General features: G+C 63.2%; 11 protein-coding genes. All 11 read right to left on the reverse strand.

The genetic code is table 11. The features are described from left to right. Positions 1–57 precede the first annotated feature (57 nt). The gene (gene nirD, locus BS300_RS15885) at positions 58–375 is read right to left on the reverse strand and encodes a nitrite reductase small subunit NirD (protein WP_071914036.1); all 318 of its coding nucleotides are present in this window, start codon (positions 373–375) and stop codon (positions 58–60) included. Continuing rightward, positions 375–2,921, reverse strand: a complete 2,547-nt coding sequence (gene nirB / locus BS300_RS15890) for a nitrite reductase large subunit NirB (RefSeq protein ID WP_071913920.1) — start codon at positions 2,919–2,921, stop codon at positions 375–377. Before nirB ends, nirD begins: the two co-directional genes overlap by 1 nt. 305 nt (positions 2,922–3,226) lie before the next feature. Beyond that, positions 3,227–4,315: an ABC transporter permease gene (locus BS300_RS15895; RefSeq protein ID WP_005355575.1), complete on the reverse strand. Its 1,089-nt coding sequence runs from the start codon at positions 4,313–4,315 to the stop codon at positions 3,227–3,229. A 3-nt stretch (positions 4,316–4,318) separates the two neighbouring features. Next, positions 4,319–5,428 (reverse strand): ABC transporter permease, encoded by a 1,110-nt coding sequence (locus BS300_RS15900; protein WP_071913922.1) that lies wholly within the window; start codon positions 5,426–5,428, stop codon positions 4,319–4,321. Further along, complete coding sequence (locus tag BS300_RS15905; RefSeq protein WP_071913924.1) at positions 5,425–7,194, reverse strand: ATP-binding cassette domain-containing protein; 1,770 nt, start codon at positions 7,192–7,194, stop codon at positions 5,425–5,427. The genes BS300_RS15900 and BS300_RS15905 overlap by 4 nt, the downstream gene beginning before the upstream one ends. Beyond that, positions 7,191–8,159, reverse strand: coding sequence for a secretion protein HlyD (gene hlyD / locus BS300_RS15910; protein ID WP_071913926.1), 969 nt, complete (start codon positions 8,157–8,159; stop codon positions 7,191–7,193). Before hlyD ends, BS300_RS15905 begins: the two co-directional genes overlap by 4 nt. 85 nt (positions 8,160–8,244) lie before the next feature. Next, complete coding sequence (locus BS300_RS15915; protein ID WP_071913928.1) at positions 8,245–8,886, reverse strand: TetR/AcrR family transcriptional regulator; 642 nt, start codon at positions 8,884–8,886, stop codon at positions 8,245–8,247. 266 nt (positions 8,887–9,152) lie between these two features. Further along, the gene (gene hslU, locus BS300_RS15920) at positions 9,153–10,481 is read right to left on the reverse strand and encodes an HslU--HslV peptidase ATPase subunit (RefSeq protein ID WP_033115662.1); all 1,329 of its coding nucleotides are present in this window, start codon (positions 10,479–10,481) and stop codon (positions 9,153–9,155) included. A 67-nt stretch (positions 10,482–10,548) separates the two neighbouring features. Continuing rightward, complete coding sequence (gene hslV / locus BS300_RS15925; protein ID WP_043850608.1) at positions 10,549–11,082, reverse strand: ATP-dependent protease subunit HslV; 534 nt, start codon at positions 11,080–11,082, stop codon at positions 10,549–10,551. A 186-nt stretch (positions 11,083–11,268) separates the two neighbouring features. Continuing rightward, positions 11,269–12,117 carry an SPOR domain-containing protein gene (locus BS300_RS15930; protein WP_071913930.1) on the reverse strand — a complete coding sequence of 283 codons (849 nt, stop codon included), beginning with the start codon at positions 12,115–12,117 and terminating at the stop codon, positions 11,269–11,271. Between the two features lie 3 nt (positions 12,118–12,120). Continuing rightward, the gene (gene argS, locus BS300_RS15935; RefSeq protein WP_042029550.1) at positions 12,121–13,866 is read right to left on the reverse strand and encodes an arginine--tRNA ligase; all 1,746 of its coding nucleotides are present in this window, start codon (positions 13,864–13,866) and stop codon (positions 12,121–12,123) included. Between the last annotated feature and the right edge of the window lie 275 nt (positions 13,867–14,141).

Below are 14,141 nucleotides of genomic sequence, written 5' to 3' on the forward strand. Positions count from 1 at the left end.
CTTGTGAGTCCTTGAAAGGGCTGCCCACAGGCAGCCCGAAAGAGAGTGAAATCGGCGTTAGACGGCGACCCAGATCTGCTGGTCGCGTACTTCAACGGGGTAGCTTTGAACCGACATCGCGGGGTTGTCGAAGCAGTGGCCATCGCTCAGGCGAAAGCGCTGCTTCTTGAGCGGACTGGCGACCCAGAGTTCGCCGTCGTGTTCGCAGATTAAGCCCCGCGACAGCACGTTGGCGGCGAAGAAGGGATCCCGGTTGTCGATGGCGAACACCTCGGCCGCCGCGCTCGGGCGGAACAGAGCGATCTGGCGACCTTCAATGAGTGCGCACACACCGGTTCCCGGCAGGATATCGTTGAGTTGGCAGGCGAATTTCATCATTTGGTTTCCACCTCGATCTGGTAGACGGGGATGCGCTCGGCCGGGGTCGCCGGTCGATGCTGGTCGCGTTCGCTGACGAACTGAACGTCCGGATCGCGCTTGTCGCTGTTGATGAAGTGGCTGAAGCGCTTGAGCGCCTCCTCTTCGTTGAGGGTGCGCGACCATTCGCACTCGTAGCTGTCGATCAGGGTCTGGATATCGCGCTCCAGCGTCTCGGCCAGTCCCAGCTTGTCGTCGACGATCACCTCGCGCAGGTAGTCGACGCCCCCTTCCAGATTGCCGAGCCAGACCGAGGTGCGCTGCAGTTTGTCGGCGCTGGTGACGTAGAACATCATAAAGCGGTCGATCAGCTTGATGAGGGTCTCGCGGTCGAGGTCAGAAGCCAGCAGATCTGCGTGGCGCGGTTTCATGCCGCCGTTGCCGCCTACATAGAGGTTCCAGCCCGCGTCGGTGGCGATGATGCCAACGTCCTTGCCCTGCGCTTCTGCACATTCGCGGGTACAGCCGGAGACGCCGAACTTCATCTTGTGCGGGGTGCGAATCCCCTTGTAGCGGTTCTCGAGGAAGACCCCGAGGCCGACGCTGTCCTGCACGCCGAAGCGGCACCAGGTGCTGCCGACGCAGGTTTTGGCCATGCGCAGTGCCTTGGCGTAGGCCTGACCTGTCTCGAATCCGGCCGCCAGCAGCTTGCGCCAGATGGCGGGCAGATCATCCTTCTGGGCCCCGAACAGACCGATGCGCTGGGCGCCGGTGATCTTGGTATAGAGCTTGTAGTCGCGGGCCACTTCGGCCACCGCCAGCAGCCCTTCCGGAGTCACTTCGCCACCGGCCATGCGCGGGATGACGGAGTAGCTGCCGTCCTTCTGCATGTTGCCGAGGAAGATATCGTTGGTGTCCTGCAGCGGGATGTTGCGCGGGCTCAGCACATGCTCGTTCCAGCAGGAGGCGAGGATGGAGCCGACAGTCGGTTTGCACACCTCGCAGCCATAGCCTTGGCCATGTTTGGCCAGCAGTTCGTCGAAGCTCTTGATCCCCTCCACCTTGACCAGATGGAACAGCTCCTGACGGGAGTGGGAGAAGTGGGCGCAGAGGTGGTTGTTGACCTCGATGCCCTGCTTCACCAGTTCGGCGTTGAGCACCTGACTGATGAGCGGCACACAGCCGCCGCAGCCGGTACCGGCCTTGGTGTGCTGCTTGATGGCGGCCAGCGTGGTGTGACCCTCGGCCACCGCCTTGGCGATGTCGCCCTTGGAGACGTCGAAGCAGGAGCAGATCTGGGCGCTCTCCGGCAGGGCATCCACCCCCAGCGTCGGCTTGGCGCCGGCGTAGGCGGGCAGGATCAGGGTGTCCGGGTGGCTCGGCAGCGGCAGGGCGTTGAGCATCATCTGCAGCAGGTTGCCGTAATCTTCCACGTCACCCACCAGCACGGCGCCGAGCAGGCGGCTGTTGTCTTCGCTCACCACGATCTTCTTGTAGACGCCAGCCTGATCGTCCTGAAACACATAGCTGTGGCTGCCCGGGGTGCGGCCGTGAGCATCACCGATGGAGCCGACGGAGACGCCGAGCAGCTTGAGCTTGGCGCTCATGTCTGCCCCCTCGAAACGGCTGTCGCCGCCGAGCAGATGGTCGACGGTGATCTGGGCCATCTTGTAGCCCGGTGCCACCAGCCCGAAGAAGCGGCCCTGCCAGGCGGCGCACTCGCCGATGGCATAGATGTCGGGGTCGGAGGTGAGGCAGTGATCGTCGATGACGATGCCGCCGCGCTCGGCGATGGCGAGATCACCGTAACGGCCGAGGGTATCTTGCGGGCGAATGCCGGTGGAGAAGACCACCACGTCCACTTCAAGCTGGCTGCCGTCGGCGAAAGCGAGGCGGTGTTTCGCCTGCTCGCCGCCATGCATCAGGATCTCGCTGGTGCTCTTGCTGGTGTGTACCTGCACGCCCATGGATTCAATCTTGCGGCGCAGCAGCTGGCCGCCCTGACCGTCGAGCTGCTCGGCCATCAGTACCGGAGCAAACTCCACCACATGGGTTTCGAGACCCAGTGCCTTGAGGGCGCCGGCGGCTTCGAGGCCAAGCAGGCCGCCACCGATCACCACCCCGCTCTTGCCACTCCTGGCGGCGCTGCGGATGGCTTTCAGATCCTCGATGGTGCGATAGACGAAGCACTCGTGGTGCTGGCTGCCCGCAATGGGCGGCACCCAGGGGTAGGAGCCGGTGGCCAGCACCAGTTTGTCGTACCCGACCACAGTGCCCTTGTTGGAGTGCACTTCGCGGTTGGCCCTGTCGATTTTTTTCACCGCTTCGCCGAGCAGCAGGCGGATGCCGTGCTTGTCGTAGAAGCCGGGTTTGACGAGGGAGAGATCTTCACTGGTGTGATGGGAGAAGTAGGAGGAGAGATGGACGCGATCGTAGGCGGGACGGGGTTCTGCACCGAAGACGGTGATCTCGTAGCGGCCCGGGTCGGCCCGCTCGATCAACTCTTCGATGAAGCGGTGCCCCACCATGCCGTTGCCCACAACGACCAGTCTGACTTTGCTCATGATTGCCTCTAGTTTGGAGTAATAAAACATCATTCTGGGGCTAGGCTACCCAGTCGGCAGGGGCGGGCAATTGATGCAAATCAAGTGTCTATTTATATATCTCGTCAGGGGTAATTCGATAAAATTCAAAGATATACAAAAATAGGTATACCAGTTGATGATTTCTGCGCTGGCTTGGGGTGAGGGATGGTGGAGGGAAAACCTAGTTTAACAACTGCCGGGGAGTGAAAACTTCTGGTGGAAAAGGCCGGTCTCGCGCTGGGCGAGACCGGCATCAATGGGTATCAGCCGAGCAAGGCTGCGCGTCAGGCGATATGGCGGCGGAACATGGCGAGCGCCAGCGACAGGGTGACGCCGGCGATGGCGAGCAGCGGCCAGAGCAGGGGCCAGGCGGCCGACCAGTCAAACCCCTTGAGGAAGACCCCCTTGAGCAGCACGATGAAGTGGGTGAGGGGGTCGATGGCCGCCAGCCACTGGAACACCTGCGGCATGTTCTCCACCGGCGAGATGTAGCCCGAGAGGATCACCGCCGGTACGGTGAAGGAGAAGACCCCGAGAAAGGCTTGCTGCTGGGTCGAGCAGAACGAGGAGATGAAGAGCCCGATCCCGGCCAGCGCCAGCCCGTAGCAGACCATGCCCGCCATCAGCAGGCTGAGGCTGCCGGCAAAGGGGAGATGGAAGACAAAACGGGCGGCCAGCGCGACTATGCACCCTTGTCCCACCGCCACCATGATGCCGGGCACCGCCTTGCCCGCCATGATCCAGCCTGCGGTGAGGGGGGAGACCAGCAGCTGATCGAAGGTGCCCTCCTCCCGCTCCCGCGCGACCGAGAGGGCGGTGACAATCAGACAGCCGGTGGTGGTGATGATGGCCACCAGCGCTGGCAGGATATGCCAGTGGAACTCGACGTTGGGGTTGTAGAGGTTGCGTACCGCCAGCTCGGGTTGCCCCTTGCCCTCACTTTGCCAGCGGGCGATCACCTGACTGATGTAGCCCGCCGCCACCTGACCGCCGTTGGAGCGGCGGCCGTCGATGATCAGCTGCACCTTGGCCGGTTCGCCGCGCGCCAGCCGGCGGGAGAAATCCCCCGGAATAATCAGCCCGAGCAGCGCCTGCTGCCCGGTGATGGCCTCGGTCATGCCCGCCTCGCCCTGCACCGGGATGATGGTGGTAAAGGCGGGCATATGGGTGAGGCGCTCCAGCAGCTCGCGGCTCTGGGCACCGCCATCCTGGTTGTAGATGGCCAGCGTGTTGCCGGTCACCTCCAGAGTGGCGGCGAACGGGAAGAGGGCGGTTTGCAACAGCACCGGCATGATGAGCAGAAAGCGCCCCTGAGTATTGCCCATCAGGGCCTGCAGCTCTTTTCGGATCAGCCACCAGAGTCGGATCAGCATGGGTTACTCCAGAGTGCGCCGCGTCTTGCGGGCGGTCAGGACCAGCCAGAAACCGGCCAGTAGCAGCAGACAGAAACCGTTGACCAACAGGATCGAGAAGACGCTGCCCGCCTGATAGAGGGTCTGCAGGGAGCTCGCGAAGTAGCGGGCCGGAATGAGGTGAGTGATGGCCCGCAGCAGCGGCGGCATGCTGGCGATCTCGAACACGAAGCCCGACAGCATCACGGCGGGCAGAAAGGCGGCGATCAGCGCTGCCTGCGCGGCGTTGAACTGGCTGCGCATCACGGTGGAGAGGAACAGCCCGAGCCCGAGGGCGCTGCCGAGAAAGACGCTGGTGACCAGAAAGAGCTGCAGCAGGGAGCCGCGCCACGGCACCGCCATCACCGCCACCGAGAAGAGCAGGCAGAGCAGCATGGCAATGAGGCCAAGGCCATAGTAGGGCAGCAGCTTGGAGAGCAGCAGCTCCCCCTTGGTGACCGGGGTGGCGAGCAGCGCCTCCATGGTGCCGCGCTCCCACTCCCGCGCCACCACCAGCGAGGTAAGCAGGGCCCCTATGATGGTCATCACCACCGCAATGGAGCCCGGCACCAGAAAGTTGCGGCTCACCAGCGCCGGGTTGAACCAGGCGCGGCTCTCTATCGACACCGGCATGGCAACCCCCTCGCCGGCGAGCCACCCCTGCCAGATCCCCTGCACATAGTTGGTGACGAAGTTGGCGGTGTTGGGCTCGGAGCCGTCAGTCAGCAGCAGCGCCTGCGGCGTGCCATTGCTCTGACCGGCCATGGCGCGGGAGAAGCCGTCATCGATCACCAGCAGGCCGCGGATCTCGCCACGGGCCAGAGTGGCGAGCAGGGACTCCCTGCTCGGGCCGCTGTGGATCTCCAGCGCGGTTGAGCCGCGCAGGGCCTGCTCCAGCCGCACCGCCGGGGCGCCGCTATCGGTACGCCAGATGCCGAGGCGCAGGTGGTCCACATCCAGATTGATGGCGTAACCCATTACCACCAGCAGTACCACCGGCATGATGAAGGCGATGAGGATGCTGCTCGGGTCACGGACGATTTGCAGCGTCTCTTTGCGGCAGAGGGCCAGCAGTCGCCGACGGTTGATGCTCATGCTTCCTCCTCGCTGGCCCGCTCGACCAGGGTGATAAAGGCCTCTTCCATTGTTGGCAAAGAACAGGTCGGCAAGGAGCCGGTTGGCAGAGAAGTCGCCGCCTCTTTGGCGGCCAGCCCCTTGAGATCGTCCGGAGTGCCGAGCGCCAGCAGCTTGCCGCGATAGATGAGGGCAATGCGGTCGCAATACTCCGCCTCGTCCATAAAGTGGGTGGTGACCAGCACGGTGACGCCGTGGTCGGCCAGCGCGTTGATGTGCGACCAGAACTCGCGCCGGGTCACCGGATCGACCCCGGAGGTGGGCTCGTCGAGAAACAGCAGCGGCGGCTCGTGCAGCAGGGCGCAGGCCAGCGATAAGCGCTGGCGCAGGCCGAGCGGCAGGGATTCCGCCTTCTGATCGAGCCAGGGGGCGAGGGCAAAGGCAGTCACCATGGCATCGATCCGCGTCTGCTGGTGGTGGCCGAACAGGCCGTAGATACCGGCGAAGAAGGAGAGGTTCTGGGCCACGGTGAGCTGCTTGTAGAGGGAGAACTTCTGCGCCATGTAGCCGAGGCGCTGGCGCGCCGCCGAGGGGCTGTGAGCCAGATCGATGCCGGTCACCAGCGCCTGTCCCTCGCTCGGGCGCAGCAGGCCGCACTCCATCTTGAAGGTGGTGGACTTGCCCGCCCCGTTGGGGCCGAGCAGGCCGAAGATCTCGCCGCGGCGCACCGCAAAGCTGACATCATCGGTGGCGGCAAAATCGCCGAAGCGCTTGGTGAGGTGGCGCGCCTCGATCACCGCCTCGGGGGAGACCCCCTGCGGCAGTTCCGCTTCGCGCATCCCGGCTGCCAGACTCGACTCTCCGCCGGGGCCGCCGCCGAGCAGGTCGATAAAGGCATCCTCCAGCCGGGGCAGGGCCGGTTGAAAGGTGCCGTTGGCGAGATGCAGCTCCGCCAGCGGCGGGGGCGTCATGCCCGGGTGCAGCAGCAGGCGAACCCGCTCCCCCGCCACGGCGCCATCCATCACCGCGGGGTGCGCCAGTGCCCGGCGCAGCAGAGCGCGTCGCTCGCGGCCATCCAGTTGCCCCGCCTCCAGCAGCCAGCAGCGGCTGGCCATGACCCCCATCAGATCGGCCGGCGTGCCGCTGGTGCGCACCTCGCCATCCGCCATCAGCAGCACGTGGTCGCACAGCTCCGCCTCATCGAGATAGGCGGTACTCCAGAGCACCGTCATCCCCCCTTTTGCCAGCTCGCGCACCATCTGCCAGAGGGCGCGGCGGGAGATGGGATCGACCCCGACTCCCGGTTCGTCGAGCAGCAGCACATCCGGGGTGCCGAGCAGAGCGCAGGCCAGCCCGAGCTTCTGCTTCATCCCGCCAGAGAGCTTGCCCGCCGGTCGTGCGGTGAAGCGGGCGAGATCGGTGAAGGCGAGCAGCCGCGCGAAGGTGGGCGTGCGTTCGGGCTCCAGTACGCCGCGCAAGTCAGCGTAGAGGGTGAGGTTCTCCAGCACGCTGAGATCCTCGTAGAGGCCAAACTGCTGGGGCATGTAGCCGAGGCGCTGACGCAGCAGATCCCCCTCGCTCACCGGATCCAGCCCCAGCACCCGGATGGTGCCCGCTTCGGGGATCAGCAGACCGGCCAGAAGGCGTAGCAAAGTGCTCTTGCCGGCGCCGTCGGGGCCGACCAGCCCGGTGATGCCGCCAGCCGGAATGGTGGCCGAGATGGCGTTGAGGGCGACCCGCTCGCCAAAGCGTTTGGTGAGCCCCTCGAGGGAGATGGCGCAGCTCATGGCGCCAGCCTGACAGTGACCGGCATCCCCTGGCGCAGGGCCGGGTCGGGATCCTGCACCACGATGCGCAGCCGGTAGACGAGGTGAGTGCGCAAGTCAGGCGTCTCCACCGATTTCGGGGTGAACTCGGCGGTCGGCGAGACAAAGCCCACCACCCCGTGATAGGGCTGATCAGGCCGCGAGTCGGTGGTGAGGGTCACTTTGGCGCCGCTCGGGAAGTGGCCGAGCCAGGGCTCCTCCACATAGGCGCGCACCCAGACTGGCGCGGTCAGGGAGAGGTTGAAGGCGGTCGCTCCGCTCTGCACCATGCTGCCGTTCTCGATGGCGCGACTGATGATGATGCCGTCGCTGGGGGCGGTCAGGTTGGCATCTGCCAGCGCCAGTTCGGCACTGGCGAGCACCGCTTTGGCCCCTTCCAGCTGGGCATCGGACTGGGCGATTTCCTCCGGGCGGTAGCCGGTTTCGAGCTGGGCGAGCTGTTCGCGTGCCGAGCGTACCTGCGCCTGGGTCTGATCCCGCTGGGAGCGGGCGGTATCGAGCTGACCGCGGGAGATGGCGCCGGTGGCGGCCAATGCGCTCTGGCGGCGCCACTGCTGGTCGGCTTCCAGTGCAGCGGCTTCGGCGGCGGCCAGTACGGCCCGGGCGCGATCGGTCTCTTCGCTGCGATAGCCTTTGTGGATCAAGGTGTTGGCGGCAGTGAGCGCAGCCAGATTGGCGCGGGCGCTGTCGCGGCTGTGGGTGAGGGGAACCGGATCGAGGCGGGCCAGCAGTTGACCGGCTTTTACCCTATCCCCCTCATCAACCAGCACCTGATCGACGCGGCCGCCGACCCGAAAGGCCAGATTGACGTCGCGAATATCGACGTTGCCGTAGAGGATGGAGCCGTCAGCCGGGCGCCCCTGCCACCAGAGGTAGCCACCGATAACGGTTAGCAGCAGGGCTACGATTGCAATGCGTTGCTTCATACCGCTTCTCCTTGAGGATGGCTCTGCAACCAGAGGTAACCACTGAGAACGGCCAGCAGCAGAGCTACCATCGCGATGCGTTGTTTCATGCCGCTTCTCCTTCTTTCATGTCGGTGGGGCGCAGGCCGCTCAGGGCCCATACCAGCCGCTGTCTGGCGGCCTCGGGGCTGTCTATCTGGCTGAGAAAGGGGGCGGCCTGTTCAGGCAGCCAGCCGAGCTGACGACCGCTGCCTGCGATCACCAGCGGCAGGCCGACCGACCCCATGATGAAGATCATCAGCTGGAGCGGGTGACCCGCGACCAGCGACCCTTCCGCCTGTGCCATCCGTACCTGCTCGATCAGCAGCAGGGGATGACGGCGCGGCAGGCTGAGCAGAAAGCGCTGGGCCGCCCCTTCACCTGCCAGCGCATCGCCAAACAGGTGGTTGATGAAGCCGCGCTGGCGCGCCACCAGCCCGATCAGCGCCTCCATGGTGGCCTCGAACATGGCGATGGCAGAGGGGTAGGAGCCTTTGGCTGCCACCGCCTTGAGCTCGTCATAGAGGGGGGCATACCAGAGCTCGACCAGCTCGTCGATAAAGGCGTCGCGGTTGCCGAAGTGGTAGACGAAGGAGCCGAGGTTCACCTCTGCCGCCGCCGCCAGCTCGCGCACCGTCAGGCCGCGCAGCCCCTTCTCGGTGGCGATGGCGAGGCCGGTATCGAGCAGTTTCTGCCGGGTTGGATTCATCGTTCTGGTTCCTGCTGAACAGATTTTGTTCTGATTTATACGTATGTATAAATCAGTCACCGAGAATAGGAAAGATCTTTTTTTGAGCAGATTTCAGCGGGGATGAAAAAACGGCGGGCGTTGGCAAGGAGAGGTTTGGAAACGGCTTGGGATTGAACGGGTTGCCGCAGGTGTGGGCCTGAATCCGGACGATGTAGTGTGAAATGAACGAGGTGACATGGAAAAAAAACGCCTCCACAAGGGAGGCGTTTTCAGATCACTCGCGCTTACAGAATAAAGCGGCTCAGATCCTCGTCTTCAATCAGCTTGCCGAGGTGGGCGTTGACGTAGTCGGTGTTGATGACGAAGGTCTCGCCGGACTTCTCGGAGGCGTCGTAGGAGATATCTTCCATCAGGCGTTCCATCACGGTGTGCAGACGGCGGGCACCGATGTTCTCGGTACGCTCGTTGACCTGCCAGGCCGCTTCGGCCAGACGGCGGATACCATCCTGAGTGAACTCGATGTTGACCCCTTCGGTGGCCATCAGCGCCTTGTACTGATCGGTCAGGGAGGCGTTCGGCTCGGTCAGGATCCGCTCGAAATCTTCAGTAGTCAGCGCGGTCAGCTCGACCCGGATCGGCAGACGACCCTGCAGCTCGGGGATGAGGTCGGACGGCTTGGCGATCTGGAAGGCACCGGAGGCGACAAACAGGATATGGTCGGTCTTGACCATGCCGTGCTTGGTGTTGACGGTGCAGCCCTCGACCAGCGGCAGCAGGTCGCGCTGAACCCCTTCACGGGAGACATCGGGGCCGGAGCTCTCGCCGCGCTTGCAGATCTTGTCGATCTCGTCGAGGAAGACGATGCCGTTGTTCTCGACCGCAGCGATGGCTTTCTGCTTCAGCTCTTCCGGGTTGACCAGCTTGGCCGCTTCCTCTTCGATCAGCGCCTTCATGGCCTCTTTGACCTTGATCTTGCGCTTCTTCTTCTGGTTCTGGCCCAGATTCTGGAACAGCCCCTGCAGCTGGTTGGCCATCTCTTCCATGCCCGGCGGGGTCATGATTTCGACGCCCATCGGGGAGGCGGCCAGATCCAGCTCGATCTCCTTGTCATCCAGCTGACCTTCGCGCAGTTTCTTGCGGAAGATCTGGCGGGTGTTGGAGTTGTCGGCTTTCTCTTCCTCGCCCCAGGTGTTGCGCGGGTTGGGCAGCAGCGCATCGAGAATGCGCTCTTCGGCGGCTTCCTCGGCGCGGTATTTCATCTTCTCCATCTCGGTCTCGCGCACCAGCTTGATGGCGACATCGGTCAGATCGCGAATGATGCTGTCCACTTCCTTGCCGACATAGCCCACTTCGGTGAACTTGGTCGCTTCCACCTTGATGAAGGGGGCGTTGGCCAGTTTGGCCAGACGACGGGCGATCTCGGTTTTGCCGACACCGGTCGGGCCGATCATCAGGATGTTCTTCGGGGTCACTTCATGGCGCATCTCTTCGTTGAGCTGCATCCGGCGCCAGCGGTTGCGCAGGGCGACGGCCACCGCACGCTTGGCATCGGCCTGACCAATGATGTGACGATCCAGTTCGTGGACGATTTCTCTCGGGGTCATCTCGGACATGATGGAGTTCCTGTATCAGGGGCGGGCAGTGCCCACCCCTTGGAGAATTGGTTGCTATGTAGCCAGCTTATTTGGCCGAATAGTCCAGCACTTCGACGGTGTGGTGCTGGTTGGTGAAGACGCAGATGTCGCCGGCGATCTTGAGCGCCTTCTCGACGATGCTCCTGGCATCCAGATCGGTGTTTTCCAGCAGGGCGATGGCCGCGGACTGGGCGAAGTTGCCGCCGCTGCCGATGGCGATGAGATCGTGCTCCGGCTGCACCACGTCACCGTTACCGGTGATGATGAAGGATTTTTGCTCGTCGGCGACGGCCAGCAGTGCTTCGAGGCGGCGCAGGGCACGATCGGTGCGCCAATCTTTGGCCAGCGCCACGGCGGCGCGCTCCAGATTACCCTGATGGGCCTGCAGTTTGGCTTCAAAGCGTTCGAGCAGGGTGAAGGCGTCGGCGGTGCCACCGGCAAAACCTGCCAGCACCTTGCCGTTGTAGAGGCGATGAACCTTGCGGGCGTTGCCCTTCATGACGGTGTTGCCAAGAGAAACCTGGCCATCGCCACCGATGACGACCTGACCGTTGCGGCGAACTGAAACTATGGTAGTCACTTTACTTACCTCGCTTGAGCCGAATGACGGCCTGACTGTGCATGGGAGAAAAGATGGGGATGGCAAAACGGCTTTTCAAGCCTGCAATCGGCCGGGATAAGCGCGAGATGGGGCTATGGGTGCGAAGGAAGCCCAAAGAAGAGGGGCCGGGTGTTGCCACCCGGCCCCTCATGGTAAAACGGGCGCTTACCCTTTCTTGGGGATGCAGCCACTGATGCCCGAGCTCTGCAGCTTGCGGTTGGCCGCGTCGGCGGCGGCCTTGCCGTTGAAGGGGCCGACCATCACCTTGTAGACGGTGCCGTTGGCGCCATTGATCACCTGCAGGCTGGAAGAGAGGCCGGCAGTGAAGGCGATGCGTGCCTTGAGCGACTCCGCAGAATCCTGCGAGCGCAGGGCGGCACACTGCATCATATAGCGGCCACTGTCGGCAGCTGCGGTTTGGGCAGGCTGTTGGGCTGCCGGTTGCGCTTTGGCGGCAGCGGCTCGCTCACGCTCCAGCTCGGCACGGATCTCCCGCTCCATCCGCTCACGCTCGGCCTTGCGGTCGATCACCTGCTCCTGGGCGCTGGCAACCGGCGCACCGGAGGTGGAGGGGGTGGTCGCCGGATTGGGCTGATAGGGCTTGGGCTGGCCGATCGGTGTTCCCGGCTGGGGAATGTCGGTCGGCACCGGCTGCGGCAGCTTCTCCGGCTGCAGGGTCATGGTATCGGCAGGAGGCGGCGGCAGAACGCCCGGCTGGGTCGGCGGCTCTATGATATCGACCTGCTTGTTCTCAAGCCGTTCGATGTAGCTCCACTTCTCCTGAGGCAACCCGTTGTTCTGCGGTTTTGGCTTGTTGGCTTTGACCTGTTCTTCAATGGTGGGGGCATCGTGGCCCTTGCCATTGATCATGTAGAGGAAGCCGCCAAAGCCTGCCAGCAGCGCCCCGGCCAGCAGGGCCGGGATAACAGGAAAGCGGCGCGGAGCCGCTTTCTTGGTGTTGCGACCGCCCGCGCGACGTCGCGGACGGTTGCCGACATAATCCCGAGTCGCCATCTATTACATGCGCTCCAGGGTGTAGATACCCAGTACGCCGAGGCCCAGCTTGAGCACCTTGGCGGTGGCAGCACACAGCAGCAGACGGCTCTGACGGGTCGCTTCGTCCACGCCATCCTTATTGATCGGGCAGGCTTCGTAGAAGGTCATGAAGTTGCCGGAGAGCTCGTACAGATAGGTACAGAGCAGGTGCGGCATTCCCTTGTCCGCCACGCCGTTGACCGCGTCGGAGAACTGGATCAGCTTCTGGGCCAGGGTCTCTTCCGCTTCCTCGTTCAGAGTCACATTGCCGGTCAGGGTAGCGGCATCGACGCCGGCCTTGCGGAAGATGGACTGAATACGGGTGTAGGCGTATTGCAGGTAAGGAGCTGTGTTGCCTTCAAAGGAGAGCATCAGATCCCAGTCGAAGATGTAGTCGGTGGTGCGGTTCTTGGAGAGATCCGCATACTTGACCGCACCCATGGCGATGGCGTGCACCACTTCGGCCTTCTCTTCGGCGGAGAGGTCGCTGTTGCGGCTCTCCAGCAGGGCGGCGGCACGCTCTTCCGCTTCGTTCAGCAGGTCAACCAGCTTGACGGTGCCACCGGAGCGGGTCTTGTAGGGACGACCATCCTTGCCCAGCATCATGCCGAAGGCGTGGTGCTCGAGCGGCACGGATTCCGGCACATAACCCGCCTTGCGGGTGATGGTCCAGGCCTGCATCAGGTGCTGGTGCTGACGGGAGTCGATGAAGTACATCACCCGGTCGGCGCCCAGAGTTTCGTAACGGTATTTGGCACAGGCGATGTCGGTGGTGGTGTAGAGGAAACCGCCATCGCTCTTCTGAATGATGACGCCCATGGCCTCGCCATCCTTGTTCTTGAACTCGTCCAGGAAGACAACGGTGGCACCTTCGCTCTCGACCGCCAGCCCCTTGGCTTTCAGGTCGGCAACGATCTCCGGCAGCATGTCGTTGTACATGGACTCGCCCATGATGTCCTTGTTGGTCAGGGAGACATTCAGGCGGTCGTAGTTGCGCTGGTTCTGCTCCATGGTCATGTCGACCAGCTTCTTCCACATGGTACGGCAGTACTCGTCGCCACCCTGCAGTTTCACCACGTAGTTACGGGCGCGCTCGGCGAAGGCTTCGTCTTCGTCGTAGCAACGCTTGGCCTGGGTGTAGAAGGCTTCCAGGTCGCGCAGCTCCATGTCGGAGGCGTTCTCGTTGGCCATCTTCTCCAGATAGGCGATCAGCATGCCGAACTGGGTACCCCAGTCACCGATGTGGTTGGCACGCACCACCTTGTGGCCGAGGAACTCCAGCGCACGAGCGGCTACGTCACCGAGTACGGTGGAGCGGATATGGTGCACGGCCATCTCTTTGGCCACGTTGGGGGCGGAGTAGTCCACCACCACGGTCTGCGGGGTCGGCAACTTCACGTTGGCGTTGGCAGAGGTCACCATGGCCTCGACCTGACCGGCCAGCCAGCGCTGGTCGAAGAAGAAGTTGATGAAGCCGGGGCCGGCGATCTCGACCTTGGCGATCAGGTCGGAGGCAGGCAGGTGCTCGATGATGGCAGCCGCCAGCTCACGGGGATTCTTGCGGGCCGGCTTGGCCAGCAGCATGGCCAGGTTGGTGGCCAGGTCACCGTGAGCTTTTTCCTTGCATCGGTCTACTTGCACGCGGGCTTCCAGGTCCGCCGGCAGGACGCCTGCTGACTTGAGATTGGCTACCGTTTGTTCAAGTAGATGATGAATATGCTCTTTCATAACTGACCACCAAGGTTGCGCGTCGAAAAATGACTGATATATAAGGGCGTGAATTTTACCCGCATCGGCTCGAGAAAACTATAGGGATGACCCGCCGCTCGCTGTCGGGCGGATATTTCACTGCGTTTGGCGCCATATTCCAGAATATTGGACGGAAATTACGGTGCTTATCCATTTCTACTGCATATCGAAGCGCCTTGTCCAGGCTATTTCCCCTGATTGTTAAGGGTTTTTCCCGACACTGATCTCCCGCTGGCTGTTGCACGTACCTAGAG

The sequence above is a fragment of the Aeromonas sp. SCS5 genome (assembly GCF_001887375.1).
In the GTDB taxonomy this organism is placed as follows: Bacteria; Pseudomonadota; Gammaproteobacteria; order Enterobacterales; family Aeromonadaceae; genus Aeromonas; species Aeromonas jandaei.